Origin of the sequence: Pseudobutyrivibrio sp. MD2005 (genome assembly GCF_000621865.1) — a bacterium.
GTDB lineage: Bacteria > Bacillota > Clostridia > Lachnospirales > Lachnospiraceae > Pseudobutyrivibrio.
Genome location: NZ_JHXE01000012.1, coordinates 75,789 through 91,903 on the forward strand (window position 1 = coordinate 75,789; position 16,115 = coordinate 91,903).

19 protein-coding genes are annotated in these 16,115 nt (G+C 39.3%); 2 read left to right on the plus strand and 17 right to left on the minus strand.

Annotation, left to right across the window (positions count from 1 at the left end; translation table 11 throughout):
• Positions 1–3 precede the first annotated feature (3 nt).
• On the minus strand, positions 4–1,005 hold the full coding sequence (locus T498_RS0104225) for an alpha/beta hydrolase (RefSeq protein ID WP_028234843.1): 1,002 nt from the start codon (positions 1,003–1,005) through the stop codon (positions 4–6).
• A gap of 15 nt (positions 1,006–1,020) precedes the next feature.
• A complete protein-coding gene (locus T498_RS0104230) occupies positions 1,021–1,245 on the minus strand; it encodes a hypothetical protein (protein ID WP_028234844.1) in 225 nt (74 codons plus the stop codon).
• A gap of 146 nt (positions 1,246–1,391) precedes the next feature.
• Here T498_RS0104230 and T498_RS0104235 point away from each other — a divergent pair, with 146 nt between their 5' ends.
• A complete protein-coding gene (locus T498_RS0104235) occupies positions 1,392–2,264 on the plus strand; it encodes a LysR family transcriptional regulator (RefSeq protein WP_028234845.1) in 873 nt (290 codons plus the stop codon).
• A gap of 45 nt (positions 2,265–2,309) precedes the next feature.
• Here T498_RS0104235 and T498_RS14830 read toward each other — a convergent pair whose 3' ends face one another.
• From T498_RS14830 to T498_RS14835, 11 genes are all read right to left on the minus strand, one after another.
• Positions 2,310–3,122: a hypothetical protein gene (locus T498_RS14830; protein ID WP_155951013.1), complete on the minus strand. Its 813-nt coding sequence runs from the start codon at positions 3,120–3,122 to the stop codon at positions 2,310–2,312.
• A gap of 498 nt (positions 3,123–3,620) precedes the next feature.
• Positions 3,621–4,019 carry a 30S ribosomal protein S9 gene (gene rpsI, locus T498_RS0104245; protein ID WP_028234846.1) on the minus strand — a complete coding sequence of 133 codons (399 nt, stop codon included), beginning with the start codon at positions 4,017–4,019 and terminating at the stop codon, positions 3,621–3,623.
• A gap of 13 nt (positions 4,020–4,032) precedes the next feature.
• Positions 4,033–4,461 carry a 50S ribosomal protein L13 gene (gene rplM, locus T498_RS0104250; RefSeq protein ID WP_028234847.1) on the minus strand — a complete coding sequence of 143 codons (429 nt, stop codon included), beginning with the start codon at positions 4,459–4,461 and terminating at the stop codon, positions 4,033–4,035.
• 198 nt (positions 4,462–4,659) lie between these two features.
• Positions 4,660–5,394 (minus strand): tRNA pseudouridine(38-40) synthase TruA, encoded by a 735-nt coding sequence (gene truA / locus T498_RS0104255; protein WP_028234848.1) that lies wholly within the window; start codon positions 5,392–5,394, stop codon positions 4,660–4,662.
• Positions 5,391–6,191, minus strand: coding sequence for an energy-coupling factor transporter transmembrane component T family protein (locus tag T498_RS0104260; RefSeq protein WP_028234849.1), 801 nt, complete (start codon positions 6,189–6,191; stop codon positions 5,391–5,393). Before T498_RS0104260 ends, truA begins: the two co-directional genes overlap by 4 nt.
• A gap of 43 nt (positions 6,192–6,234) precedes the next feature.
• Entirely contained in the window at positions 6,235–8,013 is a 1,779-nt protein-coding gene (locus tag T498_RS0104265) for an energy-coupling factor transporter ATPase (RefSeq protein ID WP_028234850.1), read from the minus strand.
• Positions 8,014–8,022: 9 nt separating this feature from the next.
• On the minus strand, positions 8,023–8,520 hold the full coding sequence (gene trmL / locus T498_RS0104270; RefSeq protein WP_028234851.1) for a tRNA (uridine(34)/cytosine(34)/5-carboxymethylaminomethyluridine(34)-2'-O)-methyltransferase TrmL: 498 nt from the start codon (positions 8,518–8,520) through the stop codon (positions 8,023–8,025).
• A 151-nt stretch (positions 8,521–8,671) separates the two neighbouring features.
• Positions 8,672–9,838, minus strand: coding sequence for a pyridoxal phosphate-dependent aminotransferase (locus T498_RS0104275; protein ID WP_028234852.1), 1,167 nt, complete (start codon positions 9,836–9,838; stop codon positions 8,672–8,674).
• The gene (locus T498_RS0104280; protein ID WP_028234853.1) at positions 9,835–10,317 is read right to left on the minus strand and encodes an Lrp/AsnC family transcriptional regulator; all 483 of its coding nucleotides are present in this window, start codon (positions 10,315–10,317) and stop codon (positions 9,835–9,837) included. Before T498_RS0104280 ends, T498_RS0104275 begins: the two co-directional genes overlap by 4 nt.
• Before the next feature lie 197 nt (positions 10,318–10,514).
• On the minus strand, positions 10,515–11,513 hold the full coding sequence (locus T498_RS0104285) for an AIR synthase family protein (RefSeq protein WP_028234854.1): 999 nt from the start codon (positions 11,511–11,513) through the stop codon (positions 10,515–10,517).
• Positions 11,514–11,545: 32 nt separating this feature from the next.
• Positions 11,546–13,243, minus strand: a complete 1,698-nt coding sequence (locus tag T498_RS14835; RefSeq protein WP_051524587.1) for a VanW family protein — start codon at positions 13,241–13,243, stop codon at positions 11,546–11,548.
• Positions 13,244–13,465: 222 nt separating this feature from the next.
• On the opposite strand from T498_RS14835, the gene T498_RS0104295 reads away from it, so the two are divergent.
• Entirely contained in the window at positions 13,466–14,113 is a 648-nt protein-coding gene (locus tag T498_RS0104295; RefSeq protein ID WP_028234855.1) for a hypothetical protein, read from the plus strand.
• Here the strand turns inward: T498_RS0104295 and T498_RS0104300 are convergent.
• From T498_RS0104300 to T498_RS14840, 4 genes are all read right to left on the minus strand, one after another.
• Complete coding sequence (locus T498_RS0104300; protein WP_028234856.1) at positions 14,042–14,626, minus strand: manganese efflux pump; 585 nt, start codon at positions 14,624–14,626, stop codon at positions 14,042–14,044. The genes T498_RS0104295 and T498_RS0104300 overlap by 72 nt on opposite strands.
• A gap of 102 nt (positions 14,627–14,728) precedes the next feature.
• Positions 14,729–15,304, minus strand: a complete 576-nt coding sequence (locus T498_RS0104305; RefSeq protein ID WP_028234857.1) for a TetR/AcrR family transcriptional regulator C-terminal domain-containing protein — start codon at positions 15,302–15,304, stop codon at positions 14,729–14,731.
• A gap of 8 nt (positions 15,305–15,312) precedes the next feature.
• A complete protein-coding gene (locus tag T498_RS0104310) occupies positions 15,313–15,546 on the minus strand; it encodes a hypothetical protein (protein WP_028234858.1) in 234 nt (77 codons plus the stop codon).
• Entirely contained in the window at positions 15,546–16,115 is a 570-nt protein-coding gene (locus T498_RS14840; protein ID WP_051524588.1) for a DUF308 domain-containing protein, read from the minus strand. Before T498_RS14840 ends, T498_RS0104310 begins: the two co-directional genes overlap by 1 nt.

Sequence of the window (16,115 nt, forward strand, 5' to 3'; positions counted from 1 at the left end):
TCCTTATTTCAGATATTCATTAAAGAAGCTCTCAAGTTTGTCAAACGGAATATAATCCTTATCTCCTCCATCATACAGATCTGTATGAACTGCATCTGGAATGATCATCAGCTCTTTATTATCAGCATATTTGCTGTCCTTTATCATGTCGGCATAAGCGTCTTTACTGAAGTAGCAAGAGTGAGCCTTCTCGCCATGTACAAGAAGCACTGCACTTCTGATTTCATTGCTGTATTTAAGGATTGGCTGATTCACGAAGGATTCACAGCCTACCACATTCCATCCATCATTGGAATTAAGGGAACGGTCATGATATCCACGATCCGTTTTGTAGTAATCAAAATAGTCTTTTACAAAGAAAGGTGCATCTGCAGGTAGAGGATCTACAACACCTCCCGCACGCTTATATTCTCCATTCTTTAAATCTTCAAGACGCTGAGCGCACATAGCCTTCTTCGCTTCATATCTCTTGGCTTCACTGTCATCGGCATCAAAGTAACCTTTTGCATTAACTCTTGTCATGTCATACATGGTCATTGCAGCTGTAGCTTTAATTCTCGTATCAAGCGCCGCCGTATTGATAGCCATTCCGCCCCAGCCGCAGATTCCTATGATTCCTATTCTTTCCGGATCTACCTTTTCATTAAGTGAAAGAAAATCAACTGCAGCCATAAAATCCTCTGTATTGATATCAGGTGATGCCATATATCTTACATTGCCGCCTGATTCTCCTGTAAAAGAGGGATCGAAGGCTATTGTAAGAAATCCTCTTTCTGCCATAGTCTGAGCGTATAATCCTGAACACTGCTCCTTAACAGCTCCAAAAGGTCCTGATACTGCAATAGCCGGAAGCTTGCCATCTGTATCCTTTGGTATATACATATCTGCCGCAAGAGTTATCCCGTAGCGATTTGCAAATGTCACCTTGCTGTGTTCTACCTTCTCACTCTTTGGAAAGGTCTTATCCCACTCTGTTACTAAATTAAGTTCTTCTGTTCTGATCATCATTTGATACCTCCGTCATCTCTGCTTCATTTCGTTTTCGATTTTTCTAAGCATGAAATCCATGCAGTCAACTTTTCTTCCACATTCGTGGTACTCGTCCATGGCTCGGCATCTTTCTTTTTTCAACAGCCTTACCATTTCATCAATTCTGCCTGACTCAAATCTTTCCAGAATAATGTCTGTTGCCTCATTACAGCATCCCGCATCTGAAAGGCTTTGCTTTAGATATTCTTTATCCATGAGTATTCCTCATTTCCATGTAACTATTTCACTTACAATTCTATTGTATGAGCTTGTAAGATTTTTCGCTAATAGTTATAATGAATATCATATTATTCCATTTTGGCATATCATTCAGCAATGAGCAGTGCAGGAAAGGAAGCACCATGGAAATTAGGACTTTAAGATATTTTTTAGCTGTAGCAAGAGAAGAAAACATGAGCAGAGCCGCTGAGATACTGCATGTGACTCAGCCAACTCTATCCAAACAATTAAAATCATTGGAAGAAGAATTGGGTAAGAAGCTATTTACAAGGCACAGTTTCAGTATAAAGCTGACAGAAGAAGGAATTCTTCTCAGAAACCGTGCAGAAGATCTTGTGAGCATGGCTGATAAAATCGAGCAGGAATTTGTTTCACTTGATGACATAAGCGGAGGCGATCTTTACCTGGGACTTGCAGAATCTTATCAGCTAAGATTCCTTGCAAGAGCAATCAAGACCTTTAAAGAAAGCTATCCCAATCTCCATTATCACATCACAAGTGGTGATACAGAGCAACTATCTGAAAAAATAGAAAAAGGACTTCTTGATTTTGTTGTTCTGGTAGAGCAGCCGGACATCAGAAAGTATGAATATATAGAATTTCCACAGGCTGATACCTGGGGGCTTATCATTCCTGAAAGTGACCCTCTGGCAAAAAAGGAATCCATTCGTTTGGATGACCTAATAGGATTACCTCTTTTCTGCTCGGATCAGGCTTGGAACGGAGATATAAAGAAATGGGCTGGGAGCAGATTTTCAGAGCTACAGCTTGAAGGTTCTTTCCGTCTTTCCTACAATGGCTCTATTTTCACAATGGAAGGTCTTGGGTATCTTCTCACCTATGATCACCTTATTGATACATCAAAAGACAACGGCCTTGTATTCAGACCGTTGTCTCCTAAGCTTGAAAACAAAATATATTTCGCATGGAACCGCTATCAGGCATTTACACCTATAGCAGAAAGATTTTTATCGCACCTAAACCGGCACACATAAAAGACCCGGTACAAATGTACCGGGTCTACAGTCTGAACTGCTTTATCAAAGCAAATATCTATCAGTTAATTCTTTTACAACATTCATATTTACAACAGAAGCCGATGATTCAAATGTCAAAATCAAATTTTCACCGGGAAATATCCCATTATTTTCATATAATTCAATTTTTTTGATTGCGGATTTTGCATAGTCAGGATTATCCATCATTCCTTCATGCTCCCAGTATATTTCACCACCGGTTTTGTTTGACAAAAATGTAAAATCCGGATATATAGTTCCATATGGTTTTAGCCTTATTGGGCATTCATATTTATATTTAATCCCCTTTGACTCGAAGTAATCAGCTAATATCTTCTCTGATTTCGATCTAACTCTTACCCCATTATTTGACATGATTACTTGCGAATCTACTAAAAACCCCTTCCCCTCATAAGGCTCAGATATCCATTCATCTAGCTTCTGCTTTTTCGTTGGCTCAACAGGTATTATCAGCTTCTGACGCTCAGCGTGCTCTAATTGATATATTTGTTCTATTTTGTCATCATCATAAATCTTCAGCAATCCTTCTAGCTGTCTAGATACCTTTTCTGTATAACGTAGTATTTTGTTGTTATATGACTTCTGAGCCAACTTCTTTACTAGACTTATATCATTTTTTGGAATATAAACCTTGCCATCGGCCTCTGTACAGCGAAAATACTGCACACATCCCTGGCTCTTACCTAGACGTAAACTCCCCTCAGGTGCTTTCAGCAATTCCTGCTGCACCTTCTGATTAATACTATTTAATCTATTCAACTCATGTATTAATTGTTCCTTTATCGTAATAACATAACTCCTTTCTATAACTCCCACAGTGCAGTTCATACACCTTACTAGCGCTTAATCAGTTAATGACTTTCTGATAGTAGCTTTTGAGCTCCTTGGACTAGCGATTTGCCATATCTTCATATTTCGCTAGTAGTATTATGCATTCATCTACTATCATTACATCTCATCCATCATTTAAGATAGTAGTCTTGCGGCTTATCATACTAGCGAAAATACGCTATATGCAATTTCACTGGTAATTGCCAGGTAAACCTTACTAGCATATTAGCTCAATTTAATATCCCGCTAGTATTAGCTATCAGATTCCTACTAGCTTATGATAATAACACGGTAATCTGCTAGTAATCACACTCTGAAAGTTACTATTGAAATGTAGAAAATAACCACAACGCTAGTAATTGCAATATATATAATTATCTTTTATTAATGGGTAATATAATTGAAATGAAAAAAGATAAAATCCCAGCAGCCATAATGGCCACTGGGATGTAAATTCTGAAATAATCTCTGAAAGAGAAATGATTATCTCTTTGAGAACTGTGGAGCACGACGTGCGGCTTTGAGACCGTACTTCTTACGCTCTTTCATTCTAGGATCTCTTGTGAGGAATCCTGCAGCCTTAAGTGTAGGTCTGTACTCAGCATCTACCTCAAGTAATGCACGTGAAATACCGTGTCTGATAGCACCAGCCTGGCCAGTGTATCCGCCACCCTTAACGTTAACGATAACGTCAAACTTCTCTACAGTACCTGTAGCTACAAGTGGCTGACGAACAACTACCTTTAATGTCTCAAGACCAAGGTACTCGTCGATATCTCTCTTATTTATTGTAATCTTACCTGTGCCAGGTACAAGATATACTCTAGCAACTGAAGACTTTCTTCTACCAGTTCCATAATACTTTGTTGTATTCTTAGCCATGATCTACCTCCTATTAAAATGTAAGCACTTCTGGCTTCTGTGCCTGCTGCTTGTGATCTGGTCCAGCGTAAACGAAAAGCTTTGTGTACATCTGACGTCCAAGTGGTCCCTTTGGAAGCATGCCCTTAACAGCGTGCTCGATAACTCTCTCAGGATGTGTGTTAAGCATATCGCGAAGAGTTGTCTCCTTCATACCACCAACGTAATCAGAGTGATGATAATAAATCTTCTGATCAAGCTTCTTACCTGTAACCTTAATCTTCTCTGCGTTTACTACGATAACATAGTCACCACAATCAGCGTGTGGAGTGAAGACTGGCTTATTCTTACCTCTTAAAACCTTTGCAACTTCAGCACAAAGACGACCAAGTGTCTGTCCTTCTGCATCAACTACATACCATTTTCTCTCAAGCTGAGATGGGTTTGGCATATAAGTATTCATTGAGAATTCCTCCTTAAATAAATCTGTAAAAGCTTCCGAGCCGGTGATGTCCGGGCACCTGCAAGGAATGTTATAGTAAAACCTGCCTCCGGGCTAATGGACGCAAGTCTCCTTACTACATCAACCGTTACATTGTACTATAGCGTTTTATATTAGTCAACCTCTAATTTGCACTATTATCCATCTCGCTTCGCCTTACTACTCGTATTCTATTCCTATCATAGTAAGACCATGAGCTGGAGCTGTTGGGCCTGCAAGCTCACGGTTGCGGCCGCGGAAAATTTCTAACATGTACATCGGATCCATCTCTCCTGCGCCAACCTTAATAAGTGTTCCGGCAATGATACGAACCATATTGTACAAGAATCCATCACCTGTTAATCTGATGTGAATTACATCATCTTCTTTATAAACTCGAGCTGTGTAAATAGTTCGAACTCTTGATTTTACCTGAGCCTTTACTGATGAAAATGAAGTGAAATCATGCTGGCCTATAAGATATGCTGCAGCTTGATTCATCTTATCCACATCCAAATTGTAATAATAATGGAATGTATCCTTTCGCTTTGTAGGATCAGGCATTTTGCGATTTAGAATCTTGTATTCATATGTCTTACGACAAGGGGCATATCTTGGATGGAAATCGTCCTCCACCTGACATGAATACTGAACAACGATATCATCTGGCAAACGCTGATTTAAAGCGAAGCTGATTTTATCCGCCGGCATTCTTGAATTGGTGTCAAAGACTGCCACATTGCCCAGCGAATGAACGCCTGCATCAGTACGGCTTGCCCCCATAATAGATATAGGCTCTTGCAAAAGATCTGTAAGAGCCTCGTTTAATTTCTGTTCAATTGTTACTCCGTTTGGCTGAATCTGCCAGCCGCTATAGTTACTGCCATCATAGGCCACTACTATCATTACTCTCATAAAATAACCTTTACTGCATAAAAAACAATTATATATGTCACAATACAAATATATGCTCTTTGGTCTAAAGAACTATATTTAAGTGGACGCATTTTGGTGCGCCCTTCTCCGCCATTATAGCATCTAGCTTCCATAGCGTATGATAAATCATTGGCACGTCTAAAGGCTGAAACAAAAAGAGGTACTAAAAGTGGCACCATATTTTTAGCCTTCTTGATTAATCCACCTGACTCAAAATCAGCGCCTCTTGCCATCTGAGCCTTCATGATTTTATCTGTCTCCTCAATAAGGATTGGAATAAATCGCAAAGCAATCGACATCATCATCGAAATCTCGTGAACAGGAACTCCCACCTTCTTCAAAAAGCCTAATGATTTCTCCAAACCATCTGTAAGTTGATTAGGTGTAGTTGTAAGTGTCATTATGGATGTTCCAATGATAAGAATAATCATTCTGCTTGTCATAAGCACAGCGTTTTTAAGTCCCACATCACTGATACTAAAAATCCAAAATGAAGCTAATGTCCTTCCTGGAGTCAAAAACAGATTAAACAAACCTGCAATTATAAGTAAAATAACGATTGATCTTAATCCCTTTACCATAAATGAAAATGGCACGTGACTTAGCTTAATAATTCCTACAAGAGTCACAAGAACTACTGCAAACAGCACTGCGTTATTGGCAGAAAACAGTGTGATTATGAAAACCAATGTGGAAAACAGTTTGACTCTAGGGTCTAGAGAGTGCAAAACTGATTCCGCTGGATAATATTGTCCAAGTGTAATTTCTCTTAACATAAGTTTTAATCCTTTGTTTAGTCCAATCCCTTATGGGTATCGGCTAGTTCATTAATGCATTTACTATAGATTCTTTTGCTTCAGCAACAGTAGTTGCAGATGCATCTACATCATAGCCTGCATCTCTTAAGTCATTCATTACATAAGTTACCTGAGGCGCTGCAAGGCCCATCTTTTCAAGCTCTTTATAGTGGGCAAAAACTTCCTTAGGTGTTCCGTCAAAAGCAGGGCGTCCTGCATCCATAACTATAATTCTATCTACATAGTTGGCTACATCTTCCATTGAATGTGAAACCAAAATGACAGTGTCTCCACGCTTTTCGTGCATGTCAGTGATAAGACCTAGTATGTCATCACGTCCTTTTGGATCAAGTCCTGCTGTTGGCTCATCTAAAATAAGAACTGCAGGCTTCATTGCAATCACACCGGCTATTGCAGCACGGCGCTTCTGTCCGCCTGAAAGCTCGAATGGAGATGCAAGATAGAATTCATCTGGCAGCTTAACCAGATTTAATGCTTCGTACGCTCTTTTAATCTGCTCCTTTTCATTAAGCCCCTGGTTCTTTGGTCCGAATTGAACATCCTTGAACACTGTAGTCTCAAAAAGCTGATGTTCAGGATATTGGAACACCATTCCAACTTGAGTACGTAACTCTTTTATATCATAATCCTTATCGTAGATATCTTGACCACGGTAGTAAATATGACCATCTGTAGCTTTAATCAATCCATTTAAATGTTGCACGAGTGTTGATTTACCACTACCTGTATGTCCAATAATTCCGATGAATTCGCCTTCTTTTATGGTGAGACTAACATCATCAAGAGCCGTAACCTCGTAAGCTGTACCAGGCGAATACTTATATGAAGCATGATCCAAAATCAATACGTTCTCTTTTGAATCAGCTGATTTTGCATTAGTTTTATCGAAAGAACCACCCATTCCACCTGTTTGGGCTGAGATTCTTTTTAGATTTAATTTGCTAAGCTCTCCAATCAATTCCTTTCTTGTAAGTATACATTCAGCAATTGGTAAGCCAGCATTTCTCAATTCATCTGCAAGTAATGTAACCTGAGGAACATCAAGGCTGTGTTCTTTTAATGTCTTGACATCCTTAAAGATTTCTCTAGGAGTTCCCTCCATGAAAACCTTACCCTTTTCCATAACAAAAACGTAGTCTGAGTCAACTACCTCTTCCATGTAATGGGTAATCAAAATAACAGTAATACCTTTTTCTCGATTTAGCGTATGAACCGCTCTTAAAACATCTGCTCTTCCATCAGGATCAAGCATGGCTGTTGGCTCATCCAGAATAATACATTTTGGTTCCATTGCCATGACACCTGCAATAGCGACACGCTGTTTCTGTCCACCTGAAAGCTTATTAGGAGAATGATTTTTGTATTTGTACATTCCCACCATTTTAAGAGAACGCTCTACCCTCTCTAAAATCTCGTCTGTTGGGACACCTATATTTTCTGGTCCAAAAGCAACATCCTCATCTACCACTGATGCAATTATCTGATTATCAGGATTTTGAAAAACCATTCCGGCAGTTTGACGCACTGCGAATGTGTATTCATCATCAGAGGTGCTCATGCCATCAACCCAGATAGTTCCCTCTGACGGTGTAAGAAGAGCATTGATATGCTTAGCGAATGTAGATTTACCAGAGCCGTTATGCCCTAAAATAGAAATAAACTGCCCTGCCTCCACATTAAGATTGACATGATCAAGAGCGGTTTGAATGCTTTCAACATTACCCTCTTCATCACGTCTAATATATTCATGTACTAATTCTTTTGATTTTATAATTGACATTGGTACCTGCTATTCCTTCCAGTCAAGTCTATGCAAATTACCCTCGGTTTCTAAATCAAGGAAATCATTCTGTCTCAGTGCCTCGTACAAAACAACAGCAACTGAATTTGATAAATTAAGAGATCTTATATCATGTCCCATTGGAATACGAACGCAATTCTCCTCATTGTCTACAAGGATTTCTTCAGGAATGCCTGCGCTCTCCTTGCCAAACATTATGTAGCAGTCTGGTTCATATTTAACATCTGTATGTTTTCTCTTTGCTTTTGTGGTAGCCATATAAACCTTGGCTCCTGGGTTCTTAGCTTTGAAGTCCTCCCAATCGTCATAACGGAAAACCTCTAGCTTATCCCAATAATCCATGCCTGCACGCTTCACAGTCTTGTCTGTAAGCACAAATCCAAGTGGCTCAATCAAATGAAGACGTGTGCCTGTTGCGCAGCATGTACGCCCAATATTTCCAGTATTAGCAGGAATCTCAGGCTCATGTAAAACAATATTTAACATTTCTAGAATCCTCTAATTGTTCTAAATTTTACGCCTGTTACGATAACAAGCATTATATTTCTACGCTTCGCATAGAAAGCTTCGCTTAAGAAATACAATAGCTTGTTACCTACAGGCTGTTTTTTGTTAACGTGAGATTTTGCTCTCAGTCTTAGGCACGTAACTCCTCGATGAATTCTTCTATACGATCCATAGCCTTCTTCAAAGATTCGATTGAGTATGCATAAGATATACGCACGTTGCCTTCACCAGATTCACCAAAGGCTGTACCTGGAACTACGGCTACTTCTTTCTCGCGAAGGAGGCGTGTACAGAATTCTTCTGAAGACATTTCAAACTCTGCAACAGATGGGAAGATGTAGAATGCGCCATAAGGCTCGAAGCATTTTATTCCCATTTTCTTAAATCTATTTAAGAGATAACGACGGCGGTCGTTATATTCTTCACGCATCTGAGCTACATCCTCGTCGCAATCACGAATAGCAGTAACAGCTGCGTACTGACTTGTTGTAGGTGCACACATAATAGCAAACTGATGAATCTTTGTCATCTGCTTTACAATTATCTCTGGTGCACATACATAACCTAATCTCCATCCAGTCATTGCATGGCTCTTTGAGAAACCGTTGATGTATATTGTGCGCTCTTTCATGCCTGGGAAGCTTGCGATAGAAACATGTCCCTGACCTGTGTATGTAAGCTCACCATAGATTTCATCTGTAAGAACAAATAAATCGTATTTTTTAACGAGCTCAACAATTGGCTCCAAATCTTCCTTTTCCATAACGGCTCCTGTTGGATTGTTAGGAAATGGCATAATCAAAATCTTTGTCTTATCTGTAATAGCTGCTTCTAATTCCTCTGGCTTAAGTCTGAAATCATTTTCTTCCTTAAGATTGATAGGAACTGGAACGCCGCCAGCTAAAATAGTACATGGCTCGTAAGAAACATAGCATGGCTGAGGGATAAGAACCTCATCACCTGGATCAAGCATTGCTCGAAGTGCCACATCAATACCTTCAGAACCACCTACTGTCATAAGCATCTCTGTGAGTGGATTGTAATCCAAATCATAGTGACGCTTTAAGAAACCAGCTATCTCCACGCGAAGTTCCTTTAATCCCGAATTAGAGGTATAAAAGGTACGTCCTCGCTCTAGAGAATAAATAGCTTCATCTCTTACCTTCCAAGGTGTATCGAAATCAGGCTCGCCTACACCAAGGGATATAGCTTCAGGCATCTCTGCAACTATGTCAAAGAACTTTCTGATTCCTGATGGCTTTATTCCTGTGATAGTCTGATTTAAAGGGTTTCTCATAAGCTCACCTTCTCCCTCTCATCTACATGCTTCTCAGCCATAATAATTCCGTGGTCCTTGTATTTCTTAAGAACGAAATTAGTCTGTGTGCTAAGCACTGAGTCAAGTGGAGAAAGCTTTGCTGAAACAAAATCAGCTACCTCTCTAAGTGTATGTCCTTCGATTGAAACCATAAAATCATAGCTTCCAGAAATAAGATAAACTGCATCAACCTCTGGATAGTTGTAAATGCGCTCTGCAACCTTATCAAATCCCATTCCACGCTGTGGTGTAACACGAACTTCAATAAGAGCTGAAACCTTCTCTACGCTAGCCTTTTCCCAATTGATAAGTGTTGGATATCCGCAAATAATATGCTCATTTTCCATAGCCTCAAGCTCATTCATAACTGTAGCCTGATCACAGCCAAGCATCATTGCCAAATCACTCAAATCAATCTTACTATTATGCTCAATATAAGTTAAAATCTTTTCTCTCATTTTAATCACCCCTAAGTCCGTCAATTTCCATAGCCTATAAATATTATTATTCGCCACGCTTGCGCTCTTATTCGCTCATTGCCCTACATAAGATGCTGCTTACGCACCATCTAAGTAGGGATGGCTCATCAAGGGCTCATAATAACATTTATAGTCTACTCCAATTGACTCATCTAAATTTGTTAGTTACTAAACTACTATTTTCGTTCTACGTTTGGTACGGAATATAGTGCGTCGGCTTTGGGTGGCTCTAGGAAACGAACCTCGTCGCCACTTAAGACACGCTTATCATTTGAAGAGTTGGACTTCCCGATAATGGCGGATGCTACCCCCGCGTCCGCAAGCTTTCTAACCAAGCCATTGCCATCGTTTGTTGCTATAAGCATAGAACCTGATGAGATAAGCTCATAAGGATTGATTCCAAAGAACTCACACACCTCTATTGTTTCCTGTTTAACTGGGATTGATTTTAAATCTACATCCAAGCCTACGCCTGAAGCCTCTCCCATTTCCCAAAGGGCTCCGAATATACCGCCCTCTGTTATATCATGCATAGCTGCCACACCATGTTCTACCGCGATGCGACTTTCTGGAAGCACGCTTAGGTACTGATCAAAGTGCTTTGCAGTATCAATAAGTGACTGTGGCAATCTTGTAAGTAATTCTTCCTCGTGATCTTTTGCGATAATAGATGTGCCCTCTAAGCCAATCCACTTCGTAATTACGATATCCATATCTGGCTTAGCGCCGCCTGTAGATATCATCTGACCCTTCTTTACTTTACCTACAGCTGTCACTGAAATAAGTGGCTGATTGACAGCTTCTGTAACCTCTGTGTGACCACCGATTACCTGTACATTGTATCGCTGACAAGCTGCATCTACCTGCTCCATAATTGCCTTAAGCTTGGCCTCTCGCATTCTAGGTGTAAGTAAAACTGTAAGCAGAATACCGATTGGCTCAGCCCCGGCGCTGGCAAGATCATTGACAGATATTGTCACCGCGAGCTCACCTATATCCGATGCTGTGCCAGTGATAGGATCTGTTGAAAGAACAATTTCTTCATCAGGACCAACCGCCATAGTGGCACAGTCTTCTCCTATACCAGGGCCATTATTGACCTCTGGTCTTTTTACATGTAATTGTTTGATTACTGAGCGTTTTAAAACACTCTCTTTTAATTTTCCGATTTCCATATTTTTATGTCCGATTTAATGCAAAACACTAACTAGTTAGCTGCTGGTGCCTCTACTGTAGCTTCTGGAACTGCAGTGGCCTCTGGTGCAGCTTCAGTTGTTGTCTGAGTTTGAGTTTGAGTCTGTGTCTGTGTCTGTGTATCTGTTGATTCTGTTGTAGTAGGATTTGTAACAGAATACTTCGGTGTAATTACAAATGGAGTAGAATTAGCAACTCCTGGTGCATATGTGGCTATAGCCGCTGCTATTGTATTGGCATCCTGTGTAGATACAGCCTGAAGCATAGCATAAGATAAGTTAGGATCTTCTGATGCAATACCTACTGTGACTGTTCTGTTGGATGGATTGTATTTACTGTTGTTGTATACTTCTCTGCTAACTTCCTCACCATTCTCGTACACAATCTTCCATAGACGTGCTGAGTATCCTGTGTGTCCACTAACTGTAGTAGTCATTTTACCAAGTGGTACATTAGGATCTGCCACCCATGTAGTAGCCTGAACATTAACACCTGTAATTTCTGTCTCGTACTCAACTGAATGGGAAGCATCATCCTCTTCCTTACCATAGATGTTAAAGTAAGCCTTATTGCCATCACAATAACCTTCTATATATATAGGATAGTTCTTATTGTTTCTGATTTGAAAATCCTTACCACCTGATTCAGCAATGGCTGCATCCTGTGATGGTGGAACATATGTAACAATCATAGAGTGACATGAGCGAGTGATAATCTCAAGCTCTGCCTCTCGAACAGCTCCGTATAAGGTAGTTGAAACCTGACAAATACCACCACCGTATGTCTCAACAGTAGTACCATTCTCGTAAGAACCTGCTAACATATATCCATTTTCAGCAGAAAATGGTGTGATTGTGTTAAGAACTGAGAACTCATCTCCTGGATAGAGAATTGTTCCATTAATGAACCCAACACCGTTTGCCACGTTGTTCTTTCTGGCTGCAGATGATGAACTATAATCTGTCTCAAAGCTGCCTAGTAAATCTTTGATTTCAGCAAGCTCTTCCTTGCTTCCTCTAGGTTCCTTTACCTCTGTCGCAAGATCTATTGTAGCTGCACTACCATCCCATTCGTTTTCTATATAATCAGCAACGATTGATGCAGATTCTTCAATCTGAACAACGACACCAGATTTACCTTCATGGAATACAAAAGCTCCATTTTCTCTAGTTAAATAATCGTCACTAGCCTCGTCATTAACCTGACTTGAGGCAGAATTCAAATAGTAAATCAAGCCTTCTCTATCAACACCTAGCGATAAAGAAAAATCCTTTCCTCTGCCTTCTTCCAGATCCTTATTTGCCTTAAAACGCTCTCCTAAGTTGCCGTATGTGCCATAAGCCGCTGCCTTTGAAGTAACATCGCTATTTTTTGCTCCAATGCATAAGTCTGCTCCAGTAGCACTAATAGTCTGGTCGTTGGCTGAAAGAGTAAATGGTACATTATCATACTGAGAAAAGTAATCGGCAACAACAGATTTTGCTTCGCTTACTGTCATTCCGCCGACATCTGTACCTGCAATTGATATTCCTGCTGGAATAACCCTAGTGTCCTCTTCATCTTCCGACACTGCTTCAGCCTCTTCATTAGCAAGCTCTTCATCTGATACAACTGTCTCCTCTGATGACTCTTCAGCAAGAGAAATCATGGGAGTACATAAACTGCTGGCCATCATACCAGCTAAAATAATTGATAGAATATTCTTTTTCATAAAACACCCTCATTCGCCCTTTTGGCATTACAAATTATAGAAGCCAATATTAAAATTGACATAATAATGCTATTAAAATAAACTTAAAGTAAGGCAGTTGCCAGTGTAGTAAATACCATGCAAACCACTACAACTACAAGCACTACACTTGCCATAATTTGATGTTTTTTATTTCTTTTCATAATATAATACCTCACAATTATATAAAGTAAAGGAGAAACCATGGGCTTCCCAATTTTACCATTCTTTTTAATATTCCTAATCTGGCTGACATTCAGAATCAAGAGCCTTGATGCAAAACAAGAAAAACAACAGGCTGAATTCTGGGCTAAAGAAAAAGCCGCTAATGCCACTCCTGCTAAGGATATATCTAACCTAAGTTATATTACCATTCCAATAGAGAAATTTCCATTAAATTTTAGTGATGACGAAAAAGTAGTCGCAATAGAAAGTGAACTAAAGGAATTATCAAGTCACAAACTACTAAATCTTACTGGAATTTCCAATACGGATTTAAAACTGACATACGGCCTTCCTAATTTTGAAATCATGAGTCAGATTGGAGAAGACTTTGACAGAGTGTGCGTACTTTTAAATGCTTACGCAAAAGCTTTAATAGAAGCCGATAGAAATGACGACGCAAAAGCTGTGCTTGAGTTTGCTGTAGGTGTCGGTACTGATATCAGCGAATCATATGTGATGCTTGCCGACTATTATAGAACACGCTCACAGAATGAAAAGCTTGGCTTTCTCCGTGAGCGTGTTGAAAACAGCAATCTGCTGCTAAAAAATTCAATTTTAAATAAGATTGATAACCTTGTTCAGGAAGATTTCAGCGCCTACCCCCCAGAGCAACAAAGCTCCTGCTAAATAGGCGATTGTCTTCTTCTCAAAGCCAAAATGTAAACCTGTGTATAATCCTGCTGACACCATAATCACAGACATAACAAGGATAATAGCTATTATCTGCCATACTGTGGTGCCTACCAATCCACAGGCACATCCTGCTGCAGCTGTGTATATATTAGAAATAACAACTATTCGTATATAATCTAAAACTATCAAAGACTCTCTTCTGCGTTCTTGAACAAACTCTCTTCTGAAAGCCTTGATAATCAATCTGATTCCAAGTAATGCTAAAATAACAACTGCAATTATCTCGCCGTTACTTACTGGATTTGCAATTAATCCTTTTATTGAAATCAATCTGCAGAAGGCATATGCCCCAAGATAAAAGATTAATTCTAATCCTGCAACAACTCCACAAGCAACGAGAATTGTTTTTTGCTTTAGGTTTGCAATCATTGCACCTTGTATTTCCATAGCAGCGAAGACATCTAAAGATATCCCTGCTATAATGAGTAAATTTTCAACCCAATTCATTTATGATAATGCTCCATTCAATTTCTTTCACTATAATAATAGCTCAAATAGTTTAATATCGATAATATTCAAATATGTTTTCTTGTAAGTTAATAAACTACATTATTTTCCATTTGTATTACCAACAACTACTGAAATTGGGCTACGGAATATTCTAATATAAACATCTGCCAATTCTTCAACAGGAACTTTCATTCCCTTGATAAGCCACTGAATTGTAACCCAGCTGATTGAATGTGCAAGGAAATCTGCAACCAATTCCTTATTCAGCCATTTATAATCTGCGACCGATGCAATAGCTTCAACATCGATATACTTTGTTACAGCCTTGGCAACGCATCTATTAAATATTTCATTGAAAGAATTCTGTCCTTCCAGCTGTACCGCTCTCTTGTAGAATTCTTTTTCTTTTTCCATGGTAGTCAGCATAAATGTGATACATTCTTTAAGCATTCCATTTGAAAGCAATGGCTCCACCGGAACAAAAAGCTCATTTTCAGTAATCCACTCCAGCAGCTCATATTTATCCTGAAAGTGATTATAAAATGTAGGTCTGATAACCCCAGCTTTGTCAGTTATTTCTTTTATAGTAATTTTATCTATAGGTTTTGTTATTGCCAGCTCCTTCAAGCTTTCCGCCAAAACTATGTCTATAGCGTTCTGTGACTGATTATTCATAGCACTCCTTAAGAATCCTCATATTCCACTGTTACATAAAAGCCCTTTGGCGTCTCTTTGACATCTACTACAGTGCCTTCCTTTGCTTTGATACGCTGCAACGTGGTGTAATTTGCTGACATAGCAAAAGACCTGCCCAAAACATAATAATATGAATTAGGCAGCTCATATTCTGTAATGGAAAGAACATCACCGATGTTAAGCAGTCCTGTTCTTTCCATTTTAAATTCCATTTGTCCCATTAAACATCTTCCTCGTGAGTTATTGTTCCCTCTACAATAGAGCCTGTTGCTTTTCTAACAGAATGAACCATTCCAAAATCTGTCAATCCATCCCATATCATCATAACTCCAATAAGACGGGTAATTAAATTAACTATTCCAAAAGCAGCACCAATGCAAAGAATACCTAACAGAATATTTAATGCTGCAATGATAAACGCTATCCATATCTTATCAGCGCCAGCTCTTGCTGCTTCAAGGGCAAGCGACATATCCTGCACCCCATGGATAACAAGAATAACACCTATTGCGATTGGAATAATCGATACAATGGCACCTGCATCCAAAAACAGCCAGATACCTATAATCGAAAGAATAACGCCAACTGCAATCCCTACTGTATTGAATCCTCGTTCTGTAATCTGATTTATAACAATGATTACTCCTGACAATACAATAATTGCAGCTATAACCTTACTAATGGTAGCCAGGCTTTCAGCTGGAAAGATTAAAAGAAGCACACCAACTACAATAGTAAAAATAGCTGGAACAGTTATGTTCAACCTAAACTCTTTTATTTTGTCTCCCAT

Bases quoted from the DNA above. Each gene is read 5' to 3' on its own strand.
- T498_RS0104310 (WP_028234858.1), bottom strand. From the start codon at position 15,546: ATGGGACAAATGGAATTTAAAATGGAAAGAACAGGACTGCTTAACATC.
- truA (WP_028234848.1), bottom strand. From the start codon at position 5,394: ATGAGAGTAATGATAGTAGTGGCCTATGATGGCAGTAACTATAGCGGC.
- T498_RS0104235 (WP_028234845.1), top strand. From the start codon at position 1,392: ATGGAAATTAGGACTTTAAGATATTTTTTAGCTGTAGCAAGAGAAGAA.
- T498_RS0104285 (WP_028234854.1), bottom strand. From the start codon at position 11,513: ATGGAAATCGGAAAATTAAAAGAGAGTGTTTTAAAACGCTCAGTAATC.
- rplM (WP_028234847.1), bottom strand. From the start codon at position 4,461: ATGAATACTTATATGCCAAACCCATCTCAGCTTGAGAGAAAATGGTAT.
- T498_RS14840 (WP_051524588.1), bottom strand. From the start codon at position 16,115: ATGGGAGACAAAATAAAAGAGTTTAGGTTGAACATAACTGTTCCAGCT.
- rpsI (WP_028234846.1), bottom strand. From the start codon at position 4,019: ATGGCTAAGAATACAACAAAGTATTATGGAACTGGTAGAAGAAAGTCT.
- T498_RS0104300 (WP_028234856.1), bottom strand. From the start codon at position 14,626: ATGAATTGGGTTGAAAATTTACTCATTATAGCAGGGATATCTTTAGAT.
- T498_RS0104295 (WP_028234855.1), top strand. From the start codon at position 13,466: ATGGGCTTCCCAATTTTACCATTCTTTTTAATATTCCTAATCTGGCTG.
- T498_RS14835 (WP_051524587.1), bottom strand. From the start codon at position 13,243: ATGAAAAAGAATATTCTATCAATTATTTTAGCTGGTATGATGGCCAGC.
- T498_RS0104305 (WP_028234857.1), bottom strand. From the start codon at position 15,304: ATGAATAATCAGTCACAGAACGCTATAGACATAGTTTTGGCGGAAAGC.
- T498_RS0104265 (WP_028234850.1), bottom strand. From the start codon at position 8,013: ATGTCAATTATAAAATCAAAAGAATTAGTACATGAATATATTAGACGT.
- T498_RS0104230 (WP_028234844.1), bottom strand. From the start codon at position 1,245: ATGGATAAAGAATATCTAAAGCAAAGCCTTTCAGATGCGGGATGCTGT.
- T498_RS0104280 (WP_028234853.1), bottom strand. From the start codon at position 10,317: ATGAGAGAAAAGATTTTAACTTATATTGAGCATAATAGTAAGATTGAT.
- T498_RS0104275 (WP_028234852.1), bottom strand. From the start codon at position 9,838: ATGAGAAACCCTTTAAATCAGACTATCACAGGAATAAAGCCATCAGGA.
- trmL (WP_028234851.1), bottom strand. From the start codon at position 8,520: ATGTTAAATATTGTTTTACATGAGCCTGAGATTCCTGCTAATACTGGA.
- T498_RS0104225 (WP_028234843.1), bottom strand. From the start codon at position 1,005: ATGATCAGAACAGAAGAACTTAATTTAGTAACAGAGTGGGATAAGACC.
- T498_RS0104260 (WP_028234849.1), bottom strand. From the start codon at position 6,191: ATGTTAAGAGAAATTACACTTGGACAATATTATCCAGCGGAATCAGTT.